Origin of the sequence: Streptococcus mitis (assembly GCF_026782865.1) — a bacterium.
GTDB lineage: Bacteria > Bacillota > Bacilli > Lactobacillales > Streptococcaceae > Streptococcus > Streptococcus mitis_CG.
In genome coordinates this window covers 12,239-39,143 of record NZ_JAKUXK010000001.1, presented here as the reverse complement: position 1 = coordinate 39,143, position 26,905 = coordinate 12,239, and the positions used below count along the sequence as shown (strand labels likewise).

Annotated in this window: 25 protein-coding genes; 17 read left to right on the top strand and 8 right to left on the bottom strand. The window is 40.4% G+C overall.

What is annotated here, in order from left to right; genetic code table 11:
• Positions 1 to 123: 123 nt before the first annotated feature.
• Positions 124 to 2,724, top strand: a complete 2,601-nt coding sequence (locus tag MK482_RS00180; protein WP_268717670.1) for an SEC10/PgrA surface exclusion domain-containing protein — start codon at positions 124 to 126, stop codon at positions 2,722 to 2,724.
• 281 nt (positions 2,725 to 3,005) lie between these two features.
• On the opposite strand, the gene rpmG is transcribed toward MK482_RS00180, so the two are convergent.
• Together rpmG and rpmF are read right to left on the bottom strand one after the other, a co-directional pair.
• The gene (rpmG, locus tag MK482_RS00175) at positions 3,006 to 3,155 is read right to left on the bottom strand and encodes a 50S ribosomal protein L33 (protein ID WP_001265622.1); all 150 of its coding nucleotides are present in this window, start codon (positions 3,153 to 3,155) and stop codon (positions 3,006 to 3,008) included.
• A 15-nt stretch (positions 3,156 to 3,170) separates the two neighbouring features.
• On the bottom strand, positions 3,171 to 3,353 hold the full coding sequence (rpmF, locus tag MK482_RS00170; protein WP_000290417.1) for a 50S ribosomal protein L32: 183 nt from the start codon (positions 3,351 to 3,353) through the stop codon (positions 3,171 to 3,173).
• A gap of 230 nt (positions 3,354 to 3,583) precedes the next feature.
• Between rpmF and ilvD the strand changes: the two genes are divergently transcribed.
• On the top strand, positions 3,584 to 5,287 hold the full coding sequence (gene ilvD / locus MK482_RS00165) for a dihydroxy-acid dehydratase (protein WP_000137343.1): 1,704 nt from the start codon (positions 3,584 to 3,586) through the stop codon (positions 5,285 to 5,287).
• A gap of 258 nt (positions 5,288 to 5,545) precedes the next feature.
• Here ilvD and MK482_RS00160 read toward each other — a convergent pair whose 3' ends face one another.
• Positions 5,546 to 5,887, bottom strand: coding sequence for a metal-sulfur cluster assembly factor (locus tag MK482_RS00160; protein WP_001204052.1), 342 nt, complete (start codon positions 5,885 to 5,887; stop codon positions 5,546 to 5,548).
• Between the two features lie 124 nt (positions 5,888 to 6,011).
• Between MK482_RS00160 and MK482_RS00155 the strand changes: the two genes are divergently transcribed.
• The 13 genes from MK482_RS00155 to MK482_RS00095 all read left to right on the top strand — a co-directional run bounded on the left by MK482_RS00155 (position 6,012) and on the right by MK482_RS00095 (position 16,547).
• Positions 6,012 to 6,863 carry a helix-turn-helix domain-containing protein gene (locus MK482_RS00155; protein WP_268717669.1) on the top strand — a complete coding sequence of 284 codons (852 nt, stop codon included), beginning with the start codon at positions 6,012 to 6,014 and terminating at the stop codon, positions 6,861 to 6,863.
• 200 nt (positions 6,864 to 7,063) lie between these two features.
• Positions 7,064 to 8,311 carry a transporter gene (locus tag MK482_RS00150; RefSeq protein ID WP_268717668.1) on the top strand — a complete coding sequence of 416 codons (1,248 nt, stop codon included), beginning with the start codon at positions 7,064 to 7,066 and terminating at the stop codon, positions 8,309 to 8,311.
• A 77-nt stretch (positions 8,312 to 8,388) separates the two neighbouring features.
• Positions 8,389 to 9,669 carry a histidine--tRNA ligase gene (gene hisS, locus MK482_RS00145; RefSeq protein ID WP_268717667.1) on the top strand — a complete coding sequence of 427 codons (1,281 nt, stop codon included), beginning with the start codon at positions 8,389 to 8,391 and terminating at the stop codon, positions 9,667 to 9,669.
• The gene (locus MK482_RS00140; protein ID WP_268717686.1) at positions 9,669 to 10,133 is read left to right on the top strand and encodes a hypothetical protein; all 465 of its coding nucleotides are present in this window, start codon (positions 9,669 to 9,671) and stop codon (positions 10,131 to 10,133) included. The genes hisS and MK482_RS00140 overlap by 1 nt, the downstream gene beginning before the upstream one ends.
• A gap of 9 nt (positions 10,134 to 10,142) precedes the next feature.
• On the top strand, positions 10,143 to 10,349 hold the full coding sequence (locus MK482_RS00135) for a helix-turn-helix transcriptional regulator (RefSeq protein ID WP_001176233.1): 207 nt from the start codon (positions 10,143 to 10,145) through the stop codon (positions 10,347 to 10,349).
• Positions 10,349 to 10,546: a hypothetical protein gene (locus MK482_RS00130; RefSeq protein ID WP_172925472.1), complete on the top strand. Its 198-nt coding sequence runs from the start codon at positions 10,349 to 10,351 to the stop codon at positions 10,544 to 10,546. The genes MK482_RS00135 and MK482_RS00130 overlap by 1 nt, the downstream gene beginning before the upstream one ends.
• Positions 10,547 to 10,548: 2 nt before the next feature.
• Complete coding sequence (locus MK482_RS00125; protein ID WP_268717666.1) at positions 10,549 to 11,286, top strand: DUF3169 family protein; 738 nt, start codon at positions 10,549 to 10,551, stop codon at positions 11,284 to 11,286.
• 10 nt (positions 11,287 to 11,296) lie between these two features.
• A complete protein-coding gene (locus MK482_RS00120; protein ID WP_268717665.1) occupies positions 11,297 to 12,121 on the top strand; it encodes an ABC transporter ATP-binding protein in 825 nt (274 codons plus the stop codon).
• A complete protein-coding gene (locus MK482_RS00115; protein WP_268717664.1) occupies positions 12,114 to 12,812 on the top strand; it encodes an ABC transporter permease in 699 nt (232 codons plus the stop codon). The genes MK482_RS00120 and MK482_RS00115 overlap by 8 nt, the downstream gene beginning before the upstream one ends.
• Before the next feature lie 9 nt (positions 12,813 to 12,821).
• Positions 12,822 to 13,463 (top strand): CPBP family intramembrane glutamic endopeptidase, encoded by a 642-nt coding sequence (locus MK482_RS00110; protein WP_268717663.1) that lies wholly within the window; start codon positions 12,822 to 12,824, stop codon positions 13,461 to 13,463.
• Between the two features lie 17 nt (positions 13,464 to 13,480).
• Positions 13,481 to 13,711, top strand: coding sequence for a hypothetical protein (locus tag MK482_RS00105; RefSeq protein ID WP_000832184.1), 231 nt, complete (start codon positions 13,481 to 13,483; stop codon positions 13,709 to 13,711).
• Positions 13,712 to 13,864: 153 nt separating this feature from the next.
• The gene (aspS, locus tag MK482_RS00100; protein ID WP_125852393.1) at positions 13,865 to 15,628 is read left to right on the top strand and encodes an aspartate--tRNA ligase; all 1,764 of its coding nucleotides are present in this window, start codon (positions 13,865 to 13,867) and stop codon (positions 15,626 to 15,628) included.
• Complete coding sequence (locus MK482_RS00095; protein WP_268717662.1) at positions 15,606 to 16,547, top strand: YitT family protein; 942 nt, start codon at positions 15,606 to 15,608, stop codon at positions 16,545 to 16,547. The genes aspS and MK482_RS00095 overlap by 23 nt, the downstream gene beginning before the upstream one ends.
• A gap of 29 nt (positions 16,548 to 16,576) precedes the next feature.
• Here MK482_RS00095 and MK482_RS00090 read toward each other — a convergent pair whose 3' ends face one another.
• The 5 genes from MK482_RS00090 to MK482_RS00070 form a co-directional block, all read right to left on the bottom strand.
• Complete coding sequence (locus MK482_RS00090) at positions 16,577 to 17,563, bottom strand: LacI family DNA-binding transcriptional regulator (RefSeq protein WP_153220599.1); 987 nt, start codon at positions 17,561 to 17,563, stop codon at positions 16,577 to 16,579.
• 9 nt (positions 17,564 to 17,572) lie between these two features.
• Positions 17,573 to 18,373 (bottom strand): DUF1189 domain-containing protein, encoded by an 801-nt coding sequence (locus MK482_RS00085; RefSeq protein ID WP_268717661.1) that lies wholly within the window; start codon positions 18,371 to 18,373, stop codon positions 17,573 to 17,575.
• A 144-nt stretch (positions 18,374 to 18,517) separates the two neighbouring features.
• Entirely contained in the window at positions 18,518 to 19,360 is an 843-nt protein-coding gene (locus tag MK482_RS00080; RefSeq protein ID WP_004236955.1) for a sugar ABC transporter permease, read from the bottom strand.
• Between the two features lies 1 nt (position 19,361).
• The gene (locus MK482_RS00075; protein ID WP_000414955.1) at positions 19,362 to 20,654 is read right to left on the bottom strand and encodes a sugar ABC transporter permease; all 1,293 of its coding nucleotides are present in this window, start codon (positions 20,652 to 20,654) and stop codon (positions 19,362 to 19,364) included.
• 110 nt (positions 20,655 to 20,764) lie between these two features.
• Positions 20,765 to 22,036 (bottom strand): extracellular solute-binding protein, encoded by a 1,272-nt coding sequence (locus tag MK482_RS00070; protein ID WP_268717660.1) that lies wholly within the window; start codon positions 22,034 to 22,036, stop codon positions 20,765 to 20,767.
• A 490-nt stretch (positions 22,037 to 22,526) separates the two neighbouring features.
• Between MK482_RS00070 and malQ the strand changes: the two genes are divergently transcribed.
• Both malQ and glgP read left to right on the top strand, forming a co-directional pair.
• Positions 22,527 to 24,044, top strand: coding sequence for a 4-alpha-glucanotransferase (gene malQ, locus MK482_RS00065; RefSeq protein ID WP_261067225.1), 1,518 nt, complete (start codon positions 22,527 to 22,529; stop codon positions 24,042 to 24,044).
• 25 nt (positions 24,045 to 24,069) lie between these two features.
• Positions 24,070 to 26,328, top strand: coding sequence for a glycogen/starch/alpha-glucan family phosphorylase (gene glgP / locus MK482_RS00060; RefSeq protein WP_268717659.1), 2,259 nt, complete (start codon positions 24,070 to 24,072; stop codon positions 26,326 to 26,328).
• The last annotated feature ends 577 nt before the right edge of the window (positions 26,329 to 26,905 follow it).

Genomic DNA, 26,905 nt, shown 5'->3' with positions numbered 1-26,905 from the left:
TCCCATTGAATAAATCGCTGTCAAAAGACTGAAATTACAACAAAAATAATATTTAAAAGACTGTAAAATATGGTATAATATTATTCATAAAACAGTCTTTTAAGACATAAAGGAGTTTATACGATGGAATCAAACACACAAGGTCACGGAACCATCAAGAAATTGCGTACTGGTGCAGTCGTTTCTACTTTAGCACTTACAGCTTTTGGGGTATCTACTGGGGTATCAGCTAGTGAGACTGAAGTAGCAGTTAATGAACCTGCAACTAAAGTAGTTGCTAAGGACGAGGTAGTCCCTAAAGTTCCTAGTCAATCGGACGTAGATAAGGCTAAGGCTGAGTCAGATAAAGCTAATCAGGATGTAGCTAAGCAAAAAGAAGTTGTTGCATCTACTGAAGCAAACATTGCAACTACCGAAAAGACTATTGCTGATACTACTAAGAAAGTAGAAGAGGCTGAGTCTGTTACACCTGAAAAGGTTGCTGAGGCTAAGGCAGACGCTGAAAAGAAAGCCAACGAGCTTGCGACTGCTGAAAAGACTGTAGCTGATGCTGATAAGTCTGTATCGACTACTGCTGAAAAGGTTGAAGACCAAACTAAGGTAGTATCTAATGCTGAGGAAACTGCCACTGATACTGCTAATAAGGTAGCTGACGCCCAGAAAAAAGTAGATTCTCTTTCATCTACTACTGATGTTGCTCCCCTTGAAAAAGAGGTAGCTAAGCTTACTACTCAGGTTGCCGAAGACACTAAAGCAGTAGCGACTGCTCAGACTAACCTTGATAATGGTAAAAAAGCTCAATCTAATAAAGACCAAGCTATCAAAGACGCTCAAACTGGGGTATCTAGTGCTGAGTCTAATCTCGCTCAAGCCACTACAGCCCTTGCTAATGCTAAAGCTAACCAATCTAACAAAGATAAGGCAGTCACTTCAGCTAAAGCCGACCTAGACCGTGCCAAAGAAGAGCTTGCTGATGCTACTGAAGGTCAAGCACGTTTCACTGTAAGTAAAGAGTATGTTTCTTTGTTGAAAGAGTATGCTAAATCTCAAAGTACATCTGTATCTAAACAACTTGAGGCTCTAGGTAAGAAAGAAATGGAAGAACGTGGGTATCTTGGAGACACTGAGAACAACCCTAACCGTTTCAAAGCTAATGATAAAGACCGTAAAGTTAAAGTTGACATAGCTAACCTAACTTCAGAAGTAGGGCGTGAAATCAACTTGTTCACAGCTGACCTTATCAATCAAATCCGTGATGCTTTTGGTACACCTCGTGCAATCGTAACAGAAGACTCAATGGGTATTGCTAAAGAAGTAGCAAAAGCGTCTAAGACAGAAGGAGACCACGACTTTGATGCCTTAGATAAGGTAGGTAAAGACTATGGAGTTCTTCTTGCAGAAAACCTTGGGTTTAGCGATACAGAGGTATCAAATTTAGCTGAGTTAAAAGAATCAATTTATGAGAATCTTATCGCTATGATGTTCCTTGACTTTGAACCTAACTGGGGGCACGCTTTAAGTCTTGCAAGTCTAGACAATACAAAACCAAATGTTGTGTATCAACAATACATTGGGGTATCCGTTCGTAAGAACAAGGAGTTCCCTTTTAGCTTGCATATTGACGGTACATCAGATAACGTCATCAAAGAATCATCTAAATTCAACAAAACCAAAGTAGTCACAGCAAACAATAACGCTAAGGCTCTCCAAGAAAAACTTTCACTGGCTCAATCAACTTATGACAACGCAGTCAAAGCCTCTCAAGAAGCTAAATCAGCGGTACAATCAGCCCAAACTGACTACACTAATGCTGAGACAGCTCTTGCCAATGCTCGTACTCACTTGTCAGATTTGTTAGGTAACAAGATTGATGTTCCAGCGCTTGAAAAGGCTCTTGCTGATGCTCAATCTAAACTAGCACAAGACACTAAAGCTTTGCAAACAGCTAAGGAATCACTTGCTCTAGCTAAATCAAATGCTACTGACAAGGCTAAGGCTCTTGCTGAAGCTAAGTCAGCTCTTGAGACTGCTAAGGCTGAACAAGTAACTGCTAACCAATCTCTTGAAACTGCCAAAGGTGAATTGGAAGTCCTTACTAAGGCTCATGATGTAGCAGTATTGGCTCGTAAGTCAGCTGGTCAAGACCTTGCTCGCAAACGTGAAGCGTCTAAAGAAGCTAGCGACACTTATGAAGTCCTTGCTCTTTCCCTTACTAAACGTGATGAAGTCCTTAAGGCTTTGGACAAAGAGCTTACTGATGCTAATGCTAAACTTGGTGTACTTCGTGCTGAGTTGAAGACTGCTAAGGAAGAGTTGGCTCGTCTTGAGGGTATCGCAGAAGCTAAGGCTCGTATCCATGCTAACTTGAAAGACCTTAAAGACCGTTATGAAACAGAACAAGCAGAAAAACGTCGCTTAGAAGAGCTATCTCGTAAAGCAGACGCAATCCGTAAAGCAGGTGGTCAACCTAAAGAAGTTACTGACGCTAACGGTAAAGTAGTTGACATCGTAGATGCGAAGGCTCAGAACAAACCAGTAGTTGCGACAGTAGGAACTAAAGACGATAAAACATATCAAGCTCCTGCAAAAGCTACAAATGCAAAAGCAGAATCTAAGAAGCAACTTCCAAATACAGGAACAAAGGAGACGATGCTAGGCTTATTAGGTTTTAGCTTAGTAGCAAGTTTAGGATTAGGGTATACCAAAAAGAACTTAAGAAAGTAAAAAATAAAAAATCTTCTTACTTATTGTAGGAAGATTTTTTTTGGATTCCTAAAATTTATTGAAAAGACTGCGCTATTCCAACAATTTTTAGGAATGAAAAAAGTCCTAGAAAATTCTTAGGACTTTACATTCTTCGATTGTTGACTTTCTTTTTTATTTCAAAAAAGGTTGCCAAAAAGGTTGCCATAGAACTGATTTCAAATGATTTGTAATGAAATTCAATGTTTTAAAAATCGCATGAAATCAATGTTTTTCAGTATGTACTGAAATGTAATGAAACCTTATTTAACTTCTGTAAACACAACGTGTTTGCGAAGTTTTGGTGAGTATTTCTTCAATTGAAGACGGTCTGGAGTGTTACGTTTGTTTTTAGAAGTAAGGTACAAGCGTTCACCAGATTCTTTGTGTTCAAGTGTAATATTTACGCGCATGGTATCTCCCTTCTATTATTCAGCTGATGCAGCTTTAGCGATTTTACGTCCTTTGTAGTATCCTTTAAGTGATACACGGTGAGAACGTGAGTAATCTCCAGTAGTTTCGTCAAAGTTTACAGATGGAGCTGTTACTTTGTAGTGTGTACGACGTTTGTTTTTCTTCGCTTTTGAAGTGCGACGTGCAGGTACTGCCATTTTGATTTCTCCTTTAGGTATTTATATTCGATTCAATCTACTGATTTTCATCAACCATACTAGGATAACACATTTTTTTTGTAAAGTAAAGTTACTTGACAAAAAAAGATGAAAAAATTAGAAGTCATTCAATTGAATTAATCGAAATTTTCTGAAAATTCAAGAATTTTCTTCTGTTCATTGCTTTTAAAATGTGCTATAATAGTAAAAACTGAAATGGGAGGGAACAAATGACTGAATTAGATAAACGTCACCGCAGTAGCATTTATGACAGCATGGTAAAATCACCAAACCGTGCCATGCTTCGTGCGACTGGTATGACAGATAAGGACTTTGAAACACCGATTGTTGGGGTAATTTCGACTTGGGCGGAAAATACACCATGTAACATCCACTTGCATGATTTTGGGAAATTAGCTAAAGAAGGTGTCAAATCGGCAGGTGCTTGGCCTGTGCAGTTTGGTACCATTACCGTAGCGGACGGGATTGCTATGGGAACGCCTGGTATGCGTTTCTCTCTAACATCTCGTGATATCATTGCGGACTCAATCGAGGCGGCTATGGGTGGTCACAATGTGGATGCCTTTGTTGCTATCGGTGGCTGTGACAAGAACATGCCTGGTTCTATGATTGCTATTGCTAATATGGATATTCCAGCCATTTTCGCCTATGGTGGAACTATTGCACCGGGAAATCTTGATGGCAAAGACATTGACTTGGTTTCTGTCTTTGAGGGGATTGGAAAATGGAACCACGGTGATATGACAGCTGAGGACGTGAAACGTCTTGAATGTAATGCCTGCCCTGGCCCTGGTGGCTGTGGTGGTATGTATACTGCTAATACCATGGCGACTGCTATCGAAGTTCTTGGTATGAGTTTACCAGGATCTTCATCTCACCCAGCTGAATCAGCTGACAAGAAAGAAGACATCGAAGCAGCAGGACGTGCTGTTGTCAAGATGTTGGAGCTCGGTCTCAAACCGTCAGATATCTTGACTCGTGAAGCCTTTGAAGATGCCATCACTGTAACTATGGCTCTCGGTGGTTCTACAAATGCCACTCTTCACTTGCTTGCCATTGCCCATGCTGCCAATGTTGACTTGTCTCTTGAGGACTTCAATACGATTCAAGAACGTGTGCCACACTTGGCTGACTTGAAACCATCTGGTCAGTATGTCTTCCAAGACCTTTACGAAGTCGGTGGTGTGCCTGCGGTTATGAAGTACTTGCTGGCAAATGGTTTCCTTCATGGAGATCGCATCACATGTACTGGTAAGACTGTCGCTGAGAACTTGGCTGACTTTGCAGACCTCACTCCAGGTCAAAAAGTCATCATGCCACTTGAAAATCCAAAACGTGCAGATGGTCCGCTTATCATCTTGAACGGGAACCTTGCACCAGACGGTGCGGTTGCTAAGGTATCAGGTGTTAAAGTGCGTCGTCACGTTGGTCCAGCTAAAGTCTTTGACTCAGAAGAAGATGCGATTCAGGCCGTTCTGACAGATGAAATCGTTGATGGCGATGTAGTCGTTGTTCGTTTCGTTGGACCTAAAGGTGGTCCTGGTATGCCTGAGATGCTGTCACTTTCATCAATGATTGTTGGTAAAGGTCAAGGAGACAAGGTTGCCCTCTTGACAGACGGCCGATTCTCTGGCGGTACTTATGGTCTGGTTGTTGGACATATCGCTCCTGAAGCTCAGGATGGTGGACCAATCGCTTACCTTCGTACAGGTGATATCGTTACGGTTGACCAAGATACCAAAGAAATTTCCATGGCCGTATCTGAAGAAGAACTTGAAAAACGCAAGGCAGAAACAACCTTGCCACCACTTTACAGTCGTGGTGTCCTCGGTAAATATGCCCATATCGTATCATCGGCTTCTCGTGGAGCCGTGACAGACTTCTGGAATATGGACAAGTCAGGTAAAAAATAAACTTAAAAAGCAAGCCAATCTCGGCTTGCTTCTTTTCATCTCCAAAAGTGATTTGCCTGCTTATACTCAATAAAAATCGAAGAGCAAACTAGAAAGCTAGGCGCAGGTCGCTCAAAATACTGTTTTGAGGTTGTGGATAGAACTGACGAAGTCAGCTCAAAACACCGTTTTGAGGTTGCAGATAGAACTGACGAAGTCAGTAACATATACCTACGACAAGTCGACGCTGACGTGGTTTGAAGAGATTTTTGAAGAGTATTAACGAGGTGGCAGTCCAAGGGCAATGCGGCCGTAGCGACTGATTCGTGTGATTTTCCAAGCAGGCGACCAGGTAACTTCAACCTTGACATCTTCGATACCCTCGATTTGTTTCAGACCTGCCACGATTTCGATAGGCAGGCTTTCGGCACAATCGCAGGCAGTGTCGGTGAAGGTCATGACAATCTTGCAGAGACCTGTTTCATCCAGATTGATTTCATAAATCAGCCCTAGATTGTAAACATCCAATTCTACATCTGTATCAAAAACCTTCTCTAGTTTTTCGATAATTTGGTCTTGCAAGGCCAAAGCACGGTCATTGATTTTGATATCGTCTCTCATTACAGTCCCTCCACGTGATAAATATCCTCTATTTTCTCATAATTCTGACAATTTGGCAAGTTTTTGATGAATTTTCTGAAAAAATATGATAATATAAAGAAAACACTGAATCAAGGGGAAGCCTATGGAGCAGATTGGAAAAGTCTTTAGACAATTACGAGAGTCAAGAAATATCTCGCTGAGACAAGCAACTGGGGGACAATTTTCGCCGTCTATGTTGTCCCGCTTTGAAACAGGTCAGAGTGAACTTTCGGTAGAAAAGTTTCTATTTGCCTTGGAAAATATATCTGCCAGTGTGGAGGAAATCCTTTTTCTGGCGAGAAGTTTTCACTATGATACAGATTCTGAGTTGAGAAAAGAAATCATAGATGTCTTGGATCCAAAGAATATAGCTCCGCTTGAGGACTTGTATCGCAGGGAGTATCAAAAGCATGCCCATTCTCAAAACAAACAGAAACATATTTTAAATGCCATTCTTATCAAGTCTTATATGAAGAGCATGGATGATACGGTAGAGTTAACAGCAGAGGAAGGGAAAGTCCTTCATGATTATTTGTTTTCTACCGAGATCTGGGGAATCTATGAACTCAATTTATTTTCAGTCAGTTCACCATTTCTATCTGTTTCTCTTTTCACTAGGTATGTTAGAGAAATGGTACGTAAATCTGATTTTCTAATGGAAATGTCTGGTAATCGAAACCTTTTTCACACTATACTATTGAATGGCTTTTTAGCCAGCATTGAGTGTGAAGAATTTACCAATGCCTCTTATTTTAAACGTGTCATCAAAGAGCATTTCTACAATGAAAATGAAACCTATTTCCGAACTGTCTATTTGTGGGCGGAAGGTCTCCTTGATAGCAAGCAAGGTAGAGTCAAGGAAGGCCAGAAAAAGATGGAGAATGCTGTCCGTATTTTTGAGATGCTCGGCTGTAATAAATCTGCCGAATACTATAGAAAAACGACCGATTGTTGAATATCTGCAAACTAAGAAAATTATTTGAAATTTTAAGTGATAGAATTGTTGAGCTCTCTCATGTCACTGGAGAGATTCTATCGTTTCTTTTTGCTCATTTTGTTTGTTGCATATATTCAAAAGTTTTTCCTCTAGAATTTCCAAGTGCTATACTATAGTCATACTTCACATAAAACTTCTAACAAGAAGGGAGATTACCTATGAAACTATTGTTTAGAAATCAAGCTTATCGACTCTTGACTTTGTCACGATTCTTCAATGCTTTTGGTGCTTCAATTTTCAATCTGGTATTTATCGTCTATGCATCGACCTTGCCACAAGCCTCCTTTGCTGTTGCTATGGCGAATATTGTCATGATTCTTCCGACTTTCTTTACAGTTTTTGTAGGGATTCGGGCAGATTATACGAGGGCCAAGGTCAAATGGATGGTCTATAGTGGTTTGTTTCAGGCGATTTTATTTTTTCTAGCAGCTTTAGTTGTTCAGCAAGCTAGTCTCTTTGCCTTTTCTAGCCTGTGTTTAATCAATGTCATTAGTGATGTCATCAGTGATTTTGCAGGTGGCTTGCGCATGCCTCTCATTAAGGAAAAAGTAGCTGAAGAGGATTTGATGGAAGCTTATTCTTTTTCCCAGTTCATCACCTATATTTCAGCTATTGGTGGTCAAGCTTTTGGAGTTTGGCTCTTAGGTCTATCGGTCAACAATTTTTCTCTCGTTGCGGGAATCAATGCCTGCTTTTTCCTCGTATCAGCCTCTATTCTCTTTTTAGGAAAAAGCAAATTGAGCCTGTCAATGTCATCTGCTGATGGTGAAAACCTAAAAAATGAGAAGCTTTCTATCAAAGACCAGTTCCTAACAATTTATCGAAATTTACGCCTCGTTTTTCTTAAAGGTGGACAGAAAAACTTTGGATTCATGATCTTTGCTGTCTTACTTATCAATGCCTTGGGTGGTTCCTTAGGAGGCATCTACAATATCTTCTTTTTGAGCCATTCTCTTTTGGACTTTTCTTACACAGAGGCACTATTTATCAGTCAAGTCTGTTCTTTAGTAGCAGTCATCATCAGTAGCCTTACGGGCAATGATTATTTTGGGAAGCAGTCCTTGCCTAGATTGATGATGTGGGCGACCATAGGACTCAGTCTAATTGGTCTGGCTAACGTATTCAATCAAGTCGTGCTTGGTTTGCTATTTCTCTTTTTAACTCTGTATGTGTCTGGTAAAGTTTCACCAAAGATTAGTGCCCTGCTCATGAAAAATCTAGCTCCAGATGTTCTAGCTCGTACCAGTAATTTTTTAGGTCTCTTGTTTACCTTATCCATACCTGTGGGAACAGCCTGTTTTTCACTTGTAGCTGTATGGAATATACAGTTGACTTGGATGCTATTTGTTGGTCTTTCCTTGCTAGCTATTCTTTTGACAGTTATTAATCTCAAAAATGATATCTAAATCCTAATTTTTTTCATACTGTCTTAATCCCTCTATTTATGGTAAAATAAGACTATTAAGTTTAAAGAGGATTCCCTATGAAATTACAAAAACCAAAAGGAACGCAGGATATTTTACCTGCTGAATCTGCCAAGTGGCAGTACGTTGAGGGCTTTGCCCGTGAAATTTTCAAGCGCTATAACTACGCAGAAGTGCGCACGCCTATTTTTGAGCACTACGAGGTTATCAGTCGCTCTGTCGGAGACACAACGGATATCGTAACCAAGGAAATGTACGATTTCTATGACAAGGGTGACCGTCATATTACCCTCCGTCCAGAAGGAACAGCGCCAGTTGTCCGTTCCTATGTGGAAAATAAACTTTTCGCTCCAGAAGTGCAAAAGCCAAGTAAGTTCTACTACATGGGCCCTATGTTCCGTTATGAGCGTCCACAGGCAGGGCGTTTGCGCCAGTTCCACCAGATTGGTGTTGAGTGTTTTGGATCTAGCAATCCAGCTACCGATGTGGAAACAATCGCGATGGCGGCCCATTTCTTGAAAGAAATCGGTATCCAAGGTGTCAAATTACATCTTAACACTCTTGGGAATCCTGAGAGTCGTGCGGCCTACCGTCAAGCCTTGATTGACTATTTGACACCGCTCAAGGAGACCTTGTCTAAGGATAGCCAACGTCGTTTGGAGGAAAATCCTCTTCGTGTCTTGGACTCTAAGGAAAAAGAAGACAAGGTGGCTGTAGAGAATGCACCGTCTATCTTGGATTTCCTTGATGAAGAAAGCCAAGCACACTTTGATGCTGTGCGTCAGATGTTGGAAAATCTTGGAGTAGACTATATCATCGATACCAATATGGTGCGTGGTCTGGACTACTACAACCACACCATTTTCGAGTTTATCACAGAGATTGAGGGCAATGACTTGACAGTCTGTGCGGGTGGTCGTTACGATGGTTTGGTTGCCTACTTTGGTGGCCCTGAGACTGCTGGCTTTGGTTTTGGACTTGGTGTAGAGCGTCTGCTTCTCATTCTTGAAAAGCAAGGTGTGGCCCTCCCTATCGAAAACGCCCTAGATGTCTATATCACAGTCTTGGGAGAAGGGGCAAATGTCAAGGCCTTGGAGTTGGTACAAGCCCTTCGCCAACAAGGTTTCAAAGCAGAGCGTGATTACCTCAACCGTAAGCTCAAAGCTCAGTTCAAGTCAGCCGATGTCTTTGCGGCTAAGACCCTCATCACCCTAGGAGAGAGCGAAGTCGAAAGCGGACAAGTAACGGTTAAGAACAACCAAACCCGAGAAGAAGTGCAAGTGTCACTTGAGACAATCAGTCAAAACTTCTCAGAAATCTTTGAAAAATTAGGATTTTAATAGTAGAAAAACTGGTCAGGAACCTACTCCTGACCTTTTTCTTTTGCAAAATGACAAAAATCATAAACTTTTTGACAAATATGCTTGTCAAAAAGAAAAAGATGTGTTACAATAAATTCAAGTTAAGAGAAAAGGAGAAAGGAACGATTATGTGGGCATTAGGATTTGTACCTCTTGTGATTATGTATTATATCTACCATTCCCAAAAGGTCAAGAAACTGGAGAATAAAATCAAAAGAATTGAGCAAAAACAGAAAGGAAATAAAGAAATGTCAAGATTATTAAAAGAATTGATTGGGAAAAAACCAACAATCGTTGGACAAGTGTTTGGAACAGACAACTGGGAAGTTGTGGATGTTGATGAGGAATGGGTCAAGCTACGCCGTGTTGATAAAAAGGGAAAAGAAAAATTCAAACTACAACGCATTGAGGATATCCAAACCGTTGAATTTGACGGAAAGTAGGTGTGTAACATGCAACTAAAAAATCGTCTAAAAGAGCTGCGGGCTCGCGATGGCCTCAATCAAACCGAACTAGCCAAGCTAGCAGAGGTTTCCAGACAGACTATTAGCCTATTAGAACGAGACGAATACACTCCGTCCGTTGTGATTGCCTTGAAAATATCTCAGATTTTCAACGAAACAGTCGAATCGGTATTTCGCTTAGAGGAGGATGAGTGATGAACAAGTATAAAGTGATTTATTATGTAGTTGCCATAGCTTTATTAGTCAGCCTGTGTCTACTAATTGGAACAAATCTAGGATGGTTTGATCTCTATTACAGCGACCAATTTATTTGGGCCTACTTTGCCCTCATCCCAGTAATTGAATGGATTGAAAAGAAATCCAAAAATCTAGCAAGTGAAAAAGGAGAATGAATATGAAAAAGAACCGTGGATTGTTATTATTTTTGATGTCTATTGTCTTGGGAGGTTTCTTGGGCATGTTTGTAGGGATGTTTAAGGCACGTGCTGAATCCCACGCAATTATGTTAGATGTAAAAATTTGGATACCATGGATATCAGCTATTTGTTTAGTATTAGGTTTCATTAGCATTCTTTTGACTTTCAATTTCCTAAAGAAGAGCAGAAAATTTCACTCCTTGTATCAAGAGGAAATGGATGATGATCTGAATGAAAACTATTATGTGCAGATGTATCGGAATCTCGAGTTTGGAACTATTGCTTTTAATAGTGCAAGCGTAGCGATTTTATTGGCTCTCTTCATTTCAGGAAGTGAAGTAATTGTACTCGATATAAGCCATATAACCTTATCCCTTTCCTTTTTGGGATTAGTGTTAGTTTTAAATGCTCAAAAATATCTTTTTAAGACCATTGCGATTGTTCGTCAGTTTGATTTAGTATTTTTCTCTACACCAAAGGATATCTTGGACCATTTCGATTCTTATGATGAAGGGGAGCGCAAGGCTAATTTGGAACAGAGTTTTCGGATTTTATTCCAATTAAATAACTATGTCTTGCCAGTTTTGTACTTTCTGATTGCTCTCTTTTCCTTACTGACAGGAGAGATTCAGTTACTAGCCTTCTTGCTTGTAGGAGCAATCCATATTTATATCAATGTGATGCAGTTACCTATGGTAAAACGTTATTTCAAATAAAGGAGTTTCTATGATTCGTGTTGAAAATGTAAGCAAAAGTTTTGGGAGCAAAAAGGCTCTTCATCAGATTTCTTTTGAGATTAAGGAGGGTGAAATCTTTGGTTTTCTTGGACCTTCTGGCTCAGGTAAAACAACCATGATCAATGTCTTAACAGGTCAGTTGGCTGCAGATCAAGGTAACACAATTTTGTTAGGCAAGAATTCTCAAGATTTAACTTCAAATGATTTGGAACAAATTGGTATAGTTAGTGATGGCAGTGGTTTTTATGAAAAGATGAGTCTTTACAAAAATCTGCTCATCTATGCTAAGCTATATGGTCTCAAGTCAGATAGAGTAAATCAGGTGCTCCAACAGGTTGGATTGGCAGATGCTAAAGATATTATCGCAGAAAAGTTATCTACAGGAATGAAACAACGAATGTTCTTGGCCCGTGCCCTTCTGAATGCTCCTAAGATTCTCTTTCTAGATGAGCCAACCAGTGGCTTAGACCCTACAACATCTAAGATGATTCATACCCTACTTCAAGAATTAAAGCAGGCGGGGACAACTATCTTTTTGACCACGCATGATATGCATGAAGCAACTCTGCTTTGTGATCGCTTATCTCTTTTGAATAAGGGAAATTTAATAGAGTATGGAAGTCCGCAAGATATTATCCAGAAGTATCATGTGGATAAGAAAGTACGTGTAGTTTATAAAGATGGACGAGAACAGATAGTTCCATTTGAAGAATTACCACAATTAGACACGACAGATTTGATGGTGGTTCACTCTTGTGAGCCAACTTTAGAAGAAATCTTTATCAGATTGACAGGAGAAAAGTTAGATGTTTAGAAAATTAAATGCCCTACTATGGTTAAGATTACAAGTCCTTATTAGCAATTCATCTTTGTTGGCGACTCTATTGTTGCCTTTTGGACTGACTGTTTTATATAATGAATTTTTAAATAAGAATGGACAATTGAGCCTATTTTTTCTATCTGCTAGCTTGACGATGGTCTTGAGCATGGGAAGTGGTTATATGGTATCGATTATGATGGCAGAAGATAAGGAAAAACGAAATCTTAAATCACTCCTCCTAAGTGGTGTGACAGCAACAGAATATACTTTCAGTATGCTCGTTCTCCCTATTCTGATAATGTTACTTGCTATGATTGTGCTTCCCATCTATCTTAAAGTAGATCTATCAGGTTATTTATTTGCCTACGTTATCTATTTGCTCCTAGCAACGATTAGTATTATTTTTCTCAACCTTCTAATCGGTGCGGTGTCAGATACTCAATCTAAAGCGCAAGTTTATAGTATCTTCCCTATGTTAATTGTCTCTTTTTTACCTATGATTGCTTCTCAAAATGATACGGTTCAAAAAGTGTTGGATTACTCGTTCGTTGGTCCTATTGTAAATCTTTTAAATAAAAAAGGTGGAGAAATATCTTTTTCTAACATCGGTATGTTACTTGCCTGGGTACTTGTATTAGGAATAGCAAACCTCATTGTATTGAAAAACAGCTATAAAGCAAGATAGGAGAACTTTATGAAACTACTTAAAAACCTTGGCTGGTTTCTTCTAGCCATTCTATCCTTTTTATTCATCTATGGCTTCATTCAGGTGCTCGCGACTACGTCGCTTGCCTTAGGTGCTTCACCCTATGCTGTTACCCTACTCTATGTAGCCTTGGCTGGAGTTTATGTGTACGGCGTTTACAAATGGTATCAGAAAGGTCCTGTTCATATTGAGAAGAGTGGCTTCAACCGATTTATTTGGCTTCCTGCTCTGGTTTGGTTCTTATCTCTGGTTGTCCAGTTTTTCTTGCCAAATGATCCTTCAGTAAATCAGCAAATAGCGATAGACTTGACCTTGTCTCAACCACTTTTCTCATTCTTTGCGGTCGTTATTTTTGCTCCTTTGACGGAAGAACTTATCTTTAGAGGGATGTTAGCACGCGACCTCTTTCCTAAGCAGGACAATAGTAAACAAACTCTGATTTTTCTTCTGGTATCCAGTGTTCTGTTTGCCTTGATTCATTTCCCAGGTGATGTGCAACAATTTTTTGTCTATTTTAGCCTTGGTTTTAGTTTGGGCTTGGCTTATATTAGCAGAAAAGGTCTGGTCTACAGTATTTCTCTCCACGCTTTGAATAATTTAGTCGGCTTTTTGATGATTCTCATGCTATAATAGAGTCAGGAGGTCACATGAAACGAGTAATTTTATTAGCAGTGATTCAAGCAGTTGTTCTATTTTTCATCATTGGAGCGCTAGCTTATGCTTTCAAGGGAGATTTCTTCTACAACTATCTAGCAGTTGTCTTTGCCCCTATTGCAGGTGTCTTGCGCTTTGGGACAGCTTACACAACGGAGATTGTCTTGCCTCGAAAGGCAGCCGAAATTGCTGAAAAGCGTAAAGCAGGCAAAAATTCAAAATAAAAGAGTCCGGTGAACTTCATCGGATTTTTGTATGGGCGTCAATTTTTGAGTCTTCACTTGATTTTTAAAGACTGGCAAACTTTTCTGATGATTTTCATGAAGAGCCTGCGCTTTTATGGTAAAATAGTAACAGAATAAAAGAGGAGAGAAACAATGAAACGTAGTATGTATGCTGGTCGTGTTCGTGAGGAACACATCGGACAAGAAATGACCTTGAAAGGATGGGTTGGCCGTCGTCGTGACTTGGGTGGTTTGATCTTTATCGACCTTCGTGACCGTGAAGGAATTATGCAGTTGGTTATCAATCCTGAAAAAGTATCTGCAGAGGTTATGGCAACAGCTGAAAGCCTTCGTAGCGAATTTGTTATCGAGGTGACTGGTCAGGTCGCTGCGCGTGAGCAAGCCAATGATAAGTTACCAACTGGTGCAGTTGAGTTAAACGTGACAGCTCTGACAGTGCTTAATACAGCTAAAACAACACCATTTGAGATTAAAGATGGCATTGAGGCCAATGACGATACACGTTTGCGTTACCGTTATCTTGACCTTCGTCGTCCAGAAATGTTGGAAAATCTCAAACTTCGTGCTAAGGTGACCCACTCTATCCGCAACTACTTGGATGAGTTGGAGTTTATCGACGTGGAGACACCATTCCTTTCTAAATCAACTCCTGAAGGGGCGCGTGACTACTTGGTGCCATCTCGTGTTAATAAAGGGCATTTTTACGCGCTTCCTCAAAGTCCACAAATCACGAAACAACTCTTGATGAATGCAGGTTTTGACCGTTACTACCAAATCGTCAAATGTTTCCGTGACGAGGACTTGCGTGGTGACCGCCAGCCTGAGTTCACTCAGGTCGACTTGGAAACGTCTTTCCTTACTGAGCAAGAAATCCAAGATATCACAGAAGGATTGATTGCGCGTGTCATGAAGGAAACTAAAGGCATCGAAGTGACGCTTCCATTCCCTCGTATGAAATACGATGATGCGATGGCTCTTTACGGTTCTGATAAACCTGATACTCGTTTTGACATGTTGCTTCAGGACTTGACAGAAGTGGTCAAAGGTGTAGACTTTAAAGTCTTTTCAGAAGCACCTGCTGTAAAAGCCATTGTGGTCAAAGGCGCTGCGGACAACTATTCACGTAAAGACATAGACAAGATGACCGAAGTAGCCAAACAGTATGGTGCCAAAGGTCTTGCTTGGGTTAAGGTTGTTGATGGAGAATTAAATGGACCAGTTGCCAAGTTCTTGACAGGCATCCAAGCAGAATTGACAACAGCGCTTGATCTTAAAGATAAGGACTTGGTCCTCTTTGTAGCGGATACGCTTGAAGTGGCCAATGCAACTCTTGGTGCCCTTCGTGGACGTATTGCCAAAGAGCTTGGCTTGATTGATAACGATAAATTCAACTTCCTTTGGGTGGTTGATTGGCCAATGTTTGAATGGTCTGAAGAAGAAGGTCGCTACATGAGCGCCCACCATCCGTTTACTCTTCCACAGGAAGAAACAGCTCACGAATTAGAAGGTGATTTGGCTAAGGTTCGTGCCATTGCTTACGATATCGTCTTGAACGGTTATGAGCTTGGTGGTGGTAGCCTTCGTATCAACCAAAAAGACCTTCAAGAACGCATGTTCAAGGCTCTTGGTTTCTCAGCCGAAGAAGCAAATGACCAGTTTGGTTTCCTTCTTGAAGCCATGGACTATGGTTTCCCACCACACGGTGGCTTGGCTATCGGGCTTGACCGATTTGTAATGTTGCTTGCAGGAGAAGAAAATATCCGTGAAGTCATTGCCTTTCCTAAGAACAACAAGGCAAGTGATCCAATGACACAAGCTCCTTCAACAGTAGCTCTCAAACAACTAGAGGAACTCAGCTTACAAGTAGAAGAAGATGAAACAAGCAAAACGAATTAAGCGGTGGCGCTATTATCTGCGCCGCTTTGCTTATCAGATAAAAATTTTACGTGTCTTACAAAGCATCTCCCGAGAAAAGTATGACGAAAAAATTTCGGCCTCTCTGGTCTATGGTTTTTTATCAGCAGTAGCGGTCAATTTCTTTTTCCAACCAGGACATGTGTATTCGAGTGGTGCGACAGGTCTGGCACAGATTATCTCTGCCTTGAGTAATCACTGGTTTGGTTTTCATATTCCGATTTCGCTGACCTTCTACGCCATTAATTTTCCTTTGATGGTTTTAGCTTGGTATCAGATTGGGCATAAGTTCACGGTCTTTACCTTTATAACGGTATCCATGAGTTCCTTCTTTATCCAGTTTGTCCCTGTGGCGACCTTGACGGAGGATCCCATTATCAATGCCCTTTTTGGGGGTGTTGTCATGGGCTTGGGGATTGGTTTTGCTCTTCGCAACAATATCTCCAGTGGTGGGACGGATATCGTCAGCCTGACCATTCGCAAGAAAACGGGTAAGAATGTTGGTAGTATTTCTTTCTTGGTAAATGGGACTATCATGCTGATAGCTGGTTTGACCTTTGGTTGGAAATACGCTCTCTACTCTATGATTACCATCTTTGTCTCTAGCCGTGTGACAGACGCTGTCTTTACCAAGCAAAAACGGATGCAGGCCATGATTGTGACCAATCATCCAGAGAAGGTAATTGAAAAAATCCATAAAAAGTTGCACCGCGGAGCAACCATGATCCACGATGCAGAAGGAACCTATAATCACGAAAGAAAGGCAGTTTTAATCACTGTCATTACACGTGCAGAGTTTAATGAATTTAAACAGATTATGAAACAGGTGGATCCAAGCGCCTTTGTCTCTGTCTCGGAGAATGTTCATATTTTGGGACGGTTCGTTGAAACAGATAATTAGTAACTAAAAAAACCAGCGCGAGCTGGTTTTTATTTTTCGATAATTTTGTGGGCGATTAACTGGCGATAACAAATTTGTTTATTGCTTTTAGCATCGTTGATAATCTGGAGGATGGTTTCAAGAGAAACACGACCAAGTTCTAGGCTATTGATATCAACATAGGCTGCCAAGTTGAGTTTGGGATTGACTGAGTCAAAGCTGAGAACAGGGACATTCAGTTGGTGCTTAGCGATATAGTCACAGACCCCTTCGGCTAGGAGGCTATCGGTTGTGATGATAGCATCGATTTGTGGGTCATGCTGAAAGAGGAGTTTACTAAATTGATATCCTTTTTCCTCTAGAAATTCATTTGCAAAGTAGGTCAGATTGTCATCAAGAGGCAGTTTGTATTGCTTGAGTGCGGACTCATAGCCTGTTAAACGATCTTGTGTTACGAAGAGTCGCTTAGTCCCTCCAATGAAGGCAATTCGTTTGCAGCCTTTTTTGATGAAATATTCGGTTGCATCAAAACCAGCTTGGACATTGTCGTTGTCAACAAGAGGGATAAAGGGTGAAATGGATTTTCCTAAGATGAGGAAGGGGAACTGCTCATCAGCGACCAGCTTGACCAAGGGATCTTCCTCTTCGGCATAAAGGAAAATCAAACCATCCACACGTTTGCCGTAAACCATCTGTGAAATCGCTTTAAGGCGTTCTTTTTCATCTTTACCTGTTGCAATCTGAATAGCATAGTGGTTTTCAGAAGCAACTTGGGCGATACCACGGAGGACAGATGGGAAGAAAGGATTTTGATAGAAGGCGTCTGAATCGTCAGGAAGGACCAAGCCGATAACTTGGGTATAACTACTTACCAAGCTACGAGCGTTGAGGTTGGGGTGGTAATTAAGCTCCTTCATAGCTTTGCGAACGCGTTTTTTTGTTTCGTCGCTAATGGTTGATTTGTTTTGAATAACACGGGTTACGGTTGAAGGTGAAACACCAGCAGCCTTGGCCACATCTTTAATCGTAACGGGCATAAAAATCTCCTATTTATGGTAATCTGGATCACGGAAATGCGTTTTATAAAAAATAGTGACCAGGTATAGAACAAAAAGAATGTTTTGTATAGTGATGAGGGTTGTCATATTTTGGCCAAATAGTCCCAAAATAAGCGTAATCATAGTTGGTAATCCTAAACAGTTCAAGATAAAATGGTAGCACTCTTTAAAGGTCCTAAATGAAAAGAGGCGTGATTTTTTAGTGATATAAAGGAGAAGACTCGCTCCTAGAGAGACGATAAAGAAATTTAAACCAAAGAGGAAGCTGGCACCGAGAACTAGAAAGAGACTGATATAGACACGATTCTGCTGGTACCAGTCTTTAGAAATGGCTTGGGTCAAGCTGTCTTTGTTTTTGAAACTCTCAGTATCAATCGCTCGGTAAGAGACACGGGTCAGTTCTTTACTTTCCTTGCTGATGACTAGCTCATTCGTATCGAAATGCAGTTGCAAGTCCTTAGGTAATTCCTTGCTTTGACTTGGACCGATTAAAAGAGAAGGGACTTGACTAGCTGTTCCTGTATAAGTTAATTTACCATCAACAATTGCAGCATGTTCAGATAGATCCTGGACAACCTCATCTGTCAATGGTTCATAGACATTATCGATAAAGGTTTCTAGCGGATAAGTCTCCTGGGAGCTGTTTTGGATGGCAATGGGTACCATAGACAAGCTGATGAGGAAGATACTGGTGAAGAGCAGTTGAAACCAGTTGAGCCCAAAACGTTTGGACAGGGGCTTACGAAATCCCCAAATACTTGAAAAATATGAAAATGGATATGGAAGCATTTGTATCTTTCTAAAAGGTGTTTTCTATATGAGTATTATTATATAGAGAAATGTGCTTTATTTCAAGTCTAGGAGACAAATTGCTTGCTTCAAGATAGTTTTATAGTCACAAGCTCCAAAATGAAAAAGGGTGGCGGGGATAGATTATCCCTTGTCGCCACCACTTGTAAGTCCTGAAACAAAGTTCTTTTGTAGGAAGAAGAAGAGAATACAGATTGGAAGGGCGATGAGGATAGCTCCTGCTGAGAAGTAGGCAATCTTCATGTTTTTCACATTGCTAACGAAGGTTTGGAGACCAACGGCAACAGTAAAGTATTCTTTCTCACGAAGTAAGAAACTAGAGAGGATGTAGTCTCCGAAAGGTCCCATGAAGGCCCAGAGAGCTTGTACGGCAACCATTGGGCGAACAAGCGGAAGAACAATTTGCCAGAAGCGACGGAAGTGTCCTGCACCGTCTAGTTTTGCAGATTCGTCTAGAGACATTGGCACTGTATCGAAGTAGCCCTTCATGAGCCAAGCATTCATTGGGATACCACCACCAACGTAGAGGAAGATGAGGAACCAGCTGTGGTTAAGGGCGTTCAACATAAGCGCCATAACGAAGAAGGCTGTCAAAGCGGCCATTGTTGGCACCATTTGGATAATCAAGAAGAAGACCAAACTTTGTTTACGAGCCAAGAAATTGTAACGGCTATAAGCATAACCAGCAAGTACGATAATACTTGTTTGAACAGCCATAGTAATTAAGGCAATAATCAAAGTGTTGAGGTACCAAGTACCGTACAAGGTTTCAGTGAAGAGGCCTTTAAAGTTATCAAAATTGAGGTCGATATTAGTATCTAGTTTAAAGGCTGAGACGTTACCTGCTTTAAAGGCTGACATGATGGTAATCAAAAGTGGATAGATAATCACGATTGATAGGCCAATTAAGTAGAGGTAAGTAAGGGTTTGAGTCAGTCTACGTTTGAGTTTAATTGAGTTATTCATCTTAGACGTCCTCCATATCAAATGCGTGTAGTTTCTTGAATGCGATCATAGAGATTGAGATGACAATGATAGAGATAATCAAGGTAACAGCTGCCGCCATTGAGTATTGAGGAGATGTACCTGTTGTCAAACGGTAAATCCATGAGATCAAGATATCAGTTGAACCAGCTCCCCCTCCGACACTACCAGGACCTCCACCATTGAAGAGGTACATGATAGAGAAGTTGTTAAAATTGAAGGTGTATTGGCTAATCAGAGTAGGTGCTGCAACAGCCAAGATCATTGGGAAAGTGATGTTGCGGAATTTTTGCCAAGCATTAGCACCGTCAATATAAGCTGCTTCGTAAAGGTCGTTAGGAATAGATTGTAAGATACCTAAAGTCAAAACGTAGATGTATGGGAATCCAAGCCAACCTTGCATCATAATCAAGGCAACCTTTGTCCAAGTAGGGTCTGTTTTCCAAGGAATAAGAGCACCATCAAGGAAAGGAAGGAATTTAGCAAAGATCGGCAAGACTTGAGTGTTGATAGCACCGACACTATCATTAAACATGTTTGAGAATGTCAAGATAGTTATGAAGGCTGGGACAGCCCAAGGAAGAAGGAAAATAACACCAAAGATACGTTTTCCTTTGATAAATGGCTGGTTAGCAATGATAGCTGTGAAGATACCAATCACGATCTGTAAAGTTGAGGCAGATAAAGCCCAAATGATAGTCCAAGAAAGAACAGAACCAAAGGCAGAACGGAAGGTACTCAAGCTCCAAATGTTTGTAAAGTTGGTCAAACCAACCCAGTCCAACAATTTGTTTGGTGGCAAGTGTTGGAAGTCGTAGTTGGTAAAGGCGATCATCAAGGTTACGATAACTGGGAAGATAATCGCAAAAGTCATGGCAATGTAAGATGGAATGATCAAGAGGTAAGGGAAACCATTCTCATAGATTCCTTTGACCATTTCTTTAAAGGTAAGTGCTACTGGAATACCATTATTAATGTGTTTGGCAGTTGTATGTGCATCTTTGATATTTGCGAAATAAAAGAGTACATAAACAACTACAAAGATTAAATGGAAGGCACCACGAATCAGCATAAAGAGGGAATTATCACGACCTGGCTTGTCACCAAGAGTGATGAGATTGCTCAATTCAGGGGCTGCAAGTGCTAGGAAATAAAGGACAAATACGATGGTTACACCAAGGAAGATAAAACCTTTGGCCTTTTGTTTATTGTAAATCTGTCCTAACCCAGGAATGATAGACAACAGTGCTGCTTTACTAGGTTGTTGCTTTTCCATAATAACTCCTTTCATAGGATACTGGTTTCTAATTAAAACCTAAACTATATATGTTTTCTATTGATAAATTCAAAGGGGGATTTGAATTCCACCCCCCTTGAACAAATTTTTTATTCACCAAATTTTTGTTTGATTGTTTCTTTGATCAATGTTACAGCATCGTTTGCAGCTGTCTTAGCATCTTTCTTACCACTTACAGCTTCAAATAACATTGTTTTAGCTGGATCCCAAACTGCTGACATTTGAGAGATGTTTGGCATTGGTTGAGCGTTCTTGAACTGTTTGATAACAGCTGTTGTCAACTCATCATTTTTACCTTCAGCGTATGAACGAGCTTCAGTGTTAGCTGGGATTTCGTTAGTTGTATCGTAGAAGGCTTTTTGTTCTTCAGTTGAAACAAGGAAGTCTACAAATTTTTGAGCAGCTTCAAGGTTCTTAGTGCTTGATGGGATGATCCAAGCTTTACCACCACCAAATGCTGCGTAGTCTTTTCCGTTTGGAAGAGTTGGGATAGTTGCAACACCGTAGTTTACTTTAGCGTCTTTGAAGGCTTTAGCTTTCCAAGGTCCATCGATGATAGCAGCTGTTTTACCTTCTTGGAATTGAGTTTGGATTAGGTTTCCAGCTCCTTCAGTATCTTGCATACCTTTAGGCCATTTTTCATACCAAGATTTAGCGTACTCTACACCTTTGATAGCGCCGTCGTTGGCAAGACCGATGTCTTTAGCGTCTTTACCGTTTTGTCCGAATACGTAACCGCCGTTACCAGCAAGAAGTCCGTATGCAAAGTAGAAGTTTGTCCAGTCAGCTAGGAAAGCAGAAGTTTTTCCATCTTCTCCAGCGAATGCGTATTTGCTATCTTTAGCAAGGTTTTCCAAGTCAGCAAATGTTTGTGGAGCTTCTTTTACCAAGTCTTTGTTGTAGTACATAACAAGTGACTCGATAACGGCAGGAGCACCGTAAACTTTACCGTCAGCAGCTGTTACAAGAGATTTAGTTTTATCATCTGTTTTAGCGCCGTCGCTCAATTTAACTTCTGAAAGCTGTCCGTCAGTACCAAGGCTACCTACACGGTCGTATGGTGCCATCATAACGTCAGCAGCTTTACCAGATTGGTTATCTAGAGAAAGGTTGTCAAGACCACCCATTTGGTCTCCGGTTTTGATAGTCACTTTTACGCCAGCTTCTTTTTCGTAAGCTTTTGCAGCTGATTCAGCAAATGCTTTATATTGATCTTCAACGTAGAAAGTGATTTCTTTCGCTTCAGATGAACCAGAATCAGCAGGCTTATCAGCAGTTTTGCTTCCGCAAGCTACCAAAAGCAAGCTAGCAAGTGTAACAGTTCCAAGCACAGCAGCGCTCTTCATGAATTTAGATGACATAGTGTATTCCTCCTAAAGAATAACAAATTTTATAATGAGGAAACGCAAACGTTTTCCTTTATGGGACTAGTATAGCACATTTAGAAAGCGGTTGCAAGTGTTTTTTGTAAAAATTCCTAAAAAAATTGTAAAAAAATTGTAAAAAAAGTAAACGCTTCATCGTCATATAATAGTAGAAAATCCCCAAAATTGGTTTTGTTTTAAATTTAAAAAAAGTTGAGAAAACGATTGCCTAATTTACAAATGGAAAGCAGAGAGCATTCTCACTTTATTTTTGTTTAAGTAAGATAAGTGAAACCCTTATTCTTATTTTGTTTCTTTACTGAAAGAATATATATACGAGTAAGAAGAAAAAATTTTTAAAAAATAATCAAAAAAGTTATTTAAAACCGCTTGCATTTATCAAGAAAATGAGATATACTAATCATAGCGCAAACGTTTGCGTTCGTAAAAATGTAATATCTAACTATAAACACATGAGGTGCTTATTATGAAAAAACGTCAAAGTGGTGTGTTGATGCACATTTCTTCTCTTCCAGGAGCATACGGAATCGGATCATTTGGTAAAAGTGCTTACGACTTCGTTGATTTCTTGGTTCGCACAAAACAACGTTACTGGCAAATCCTTCCACTAGGAACAACTAGTTACGGAGACTCTCCTTACCAATCTTTCTCAGCCTTCGCAGGGAACACTCATTTTATCGATTTAGATATCTTGGTGGAACAAGGCTTGTTGCAAGCAAATGATCTTGAAGGGGTTGACTTTGGTAGTGATGCGTCTGAAGTTGATTATGCGAAAATCTACTATGCACGTCGTCCTCTTTTAGAAAAAGCGGTAAAACGTTTCTTGGAAGTAGGAGATGTTAAAGATTTTGAGAAATTTGCTCAAGATAACCAATCATGGCTTGAACTCTTTGCAGAGTATATGGCTATCAAAGAGCATTTTGACAATCTTGCTTGGACTGAGTGGCCAGATGCAGATGCTCGTGCTCGTAAAGCTTCAGCACTTGAAAGCTACCGTGAGCAATTGGCAGACAAGTTGGTTTACCACCGTGTGACTCAATACTTCTTCTTCCAACAATGGTTGAAATTGAAAGCTTACGCTAACGACAACCACATCGAAATCGTTGGAGACATGCCAATCTACGTAGCGGAAGATTCAAGCGATATGTGGGCAAATCCACATCTCTTCAAGACAGATGTCAACGGTAAGGCGACTTGCATCGCAGGATGCCCACCAGATGAATTTTCTGCAACTGGTCAGCTTTGGGGTAACCCAATCTATGACTGGGAAGCAATGGACAAAGATGGTTACAAATGGTGGATTGAACGCTTGCGTGAAAGCTTCAAAATCTACGATATCGTTCGTATCGACCACTTCCGCGGCTTCGAATCTTACTGGGAAATCCCTGCTGGTTCCGATACAGCAGCACCTGGTGAGTGGGTGAAAGGTCCTGGCTACAAGCTTTTTGCAGCCGTTAAGGAAGAACTTGGTGAGTTAAACATCATCGCAGAAGATCTTGGTTTCATGACAGACGAAGTTATCGAATTGCGTGAACGTACTGGCTTCCCAGGAATGAAGATTCTTCAATTTGCATTCAACCCAGAAGACGAAAGCATCGATAGCCCACACTTGGCACCTGCTAACTCAGTTATGTACACAGGAACACACGATAACAATACGGTCCTTGGTTGGTACCGTAACGAGATTGATGATGCGACTCGTGAATACATGGCTCGCTACACTAACCGTAAAGAATACGAAACAGTGCCACATGCTATGCTTCGTACAGTCTTTTCATCAGTTAGCTTCATGGCAATTGCAACTATGCAAGATTTGCTAGAATTGGATGAGGCAGCTCGTATGAACTTCCCATCTACCCTTGGTGGAAACTGGTCTTGGCGTATGACTGAAGATCAATTGACACCAGCTGTCGAGGAAGGCTTGCTTGACTTGACAACAATCTATCGCCGAATCAATGAAAATTTGGTAGAATTAAAGAAATAATACAATATCAGGAGACACCTTAAACATGTTATCACTACAAGAATTTGTACAAAATCGTTACAATAAAACCATTGCAGAATGTAGCAATGAAGAGCTTTACCTTGCTCTTCTTAACTACAGCAAGCTTGCAAGCAGCCAAAAACCAGTCAACACTGGTAAAAAGAAAGTTTACTATATCTCAGCTGAGTTCTTGATTGGTAAACTCTTGTCAAACAACTTGATCAACCTTGGTCTTTACGACGATGTTAAAAAAGAACTTGCAGCTGCAGGTAAAGACTTGATCGAAGTTGAAGAAGTTGAATTGGAACCATCTCTTGGTAATGGTGGTTTGGGACGTTTGGCTGCCTGCTTTATCGACTCAATTGCTACTCTTGGTTTGAATGGTGACGGTGTTGGCCTTAACTACCACTACGGTCTTTTCCAACAAGTTCTTAAAAATAATCAACAAGAAACAATTCCAAATGCATGGTTGACAGAGCAAAACTGGTTGGTTCGCTCAAGCCGTAGCTACCAAGTACCATTTGCTCACTTTACTTTGACATCAACTCTTTATGATATTGATGTTCCTGGTTACAAGACAGAAACGAAGAACCGCTTGCGTTTGTTCGACTTGGATTCAGTTGATTCTTCTATCATTAAAGACGGTATCAACTTTGACAAGACAGATATCGCTCGCAACTTGACTCTTTTCCTTTACCCAGATGATAGTGACCGTCAAGGTGAGTTGCTCCGTATCTTCCAACAATACTTCATGGTTTCAAACGGTGCACAATTGATCATCGACGAAGCAATCGAAAAAGGAAGCAACTTGCATGACCTTGCTGACTACGCAGTTGTCCAAATCAACGATACTCACCCATCAATGGTTATCCCTGAATTGATCCGTCTTTTGACTGCACGTGGTATCGAGCTTGACGAAGCAATCTCAATCGTTCGTAACATGACTGCCTACACTAACCACACAATCCTTGCTGAAGCTCTTGAAAAATGGCCTCTTGAATTCTTGCAAGAAGTGGTTCCTCACTTGGTACCAATCATCGAAGAATTGGATCGTCGCGTGAAAGCAGAATACAAAGATCCAGCTGTTCAAATCATCGATGAGAGCGGACGTGTTCACATGGCTCACATGGATATCCACTACGGATACAGCGTTAACGGGGTAGCAGCGCTCCACACTGAAATCTTGAAGAACTCTGAATTGAAAGCCTTCTACGACCTTTACCCAGAAAAATTCAACAACAAAACAAACGGTATCACTTTCCGTCGTTGGCTCATGCATGCTAACCCAAGACTATCTCACTACTTGGATGAGATTATTGGAGAAGGTTGGCACCATGAAGCAGATGAGCTTGAAAAACTCTTGTCTTATGAAGACAAAGCAGCTGTCAAAGAAAAATTGGAAAGCATCAAGGCTCACAACAAACGTAAATTGGCTCGTCACTTGAAAGAACACCAAGGTGTGGAAATCAATACAAACTCTATCTTTGATATCCAAATCAAACGTCTTCACGAGTACAAACGCCAACAAATGAACGCTTTGTACGTGATCCACAAATACCTTGACATCAAAGCTGGTAACATCCCTGCTCGCCCAATCACAATCTTCTTTGGTGGTAAAGCAGCTCCAGCCTACACAATCGCTCAAGACATCATCCACTTGATCCTTTGCATGTCAGAAGTTATTGCTAACGATCCAGCAGTAGCTCCACACTTGCAAGTCGTTATGGTTGAAAACTATAACGTTACTGCAGCAAGCTTCCTTATCCCAGCATGTGATATCTCAGAACAAATCTCACTTGCTTCTAAAGAAGCTTCAGGTACTGGTAACATGAAATTCATGTTGAACGGAGCTTTGACTCTTGGTACTATGGACGGTGCTAACGTGGAAATCGCTGAGTTGGTTGGAGACGAAAATATCTACATCTTTGGTGAAGATTCAGAAACTGTTATCGACCTTTACGAAAAAGCAGCTTACAAATCAAGCGAATTCTACGCTCGTGAAGCTATCAAACCATTGGTTGACTTCATCGTTAGCGATGCAGTTCTTGCAGCTGGAAACAAAGAGCGCTTGGAACGTCTTTACAATGAATTGATCAACAAAGACTGGTTCATGACTCTTCTTGACTTGGAAGACTACATCAAAGTGAAAGAGCAAATGTTGGCTGACTACGAAGACCGTGACGCATGGTTGGATAAAGTTATCGTAAACATTTCTAAAGCAGGATTCTTCTCATCTGACCGTACAATCGCTCAGTATAACGAAGATATCTGGCACTTGAACTAAGATACAAATTTATACTAATATATTTTGTAAAAAAGCGAATTTCGATTGAAATTCGCTTTTTTGAGGTTGTGGATTTGGGTTAATCTTGTCTTAAAAAGATAGAAATCATAGATACAGTTAAGGCCTAGAAATACTGCTTTTTACTCTCTTTCAACCTTATATTTCTTCGTAGTTGATTACCTCATATTTCTTGCATCCGTTTACATCAAGTATTATAATATAATTGTAGGAAAGAAGGTGTTTTTATGATATATACACTTAAATTGGTGTTGTTTATTACCTTTCTTGTAATAAGCTTGTTACCTGATAAGATTTTTGGAAAAAATAAAAAAATTTGGAAAATAGTTCTTGCAATATTGATGGCGGCAACAGCATTATCATTTATGTACTAAGTTATTTTAAGAATGTAGGGTTTACTTCCCTACATTCTTTTTAGTTTTTTCTGTTTTCTAGATTCTATTTATCCAAGCGCTTCAAAAACTAACTTTTTTTAAAGCTTAGTGTTAGTAATCTTTATAAGAAACCTAGTTTAAAACAATAAACCAGCGCTTAAAATGCTGGTTTTTACAACATTTAA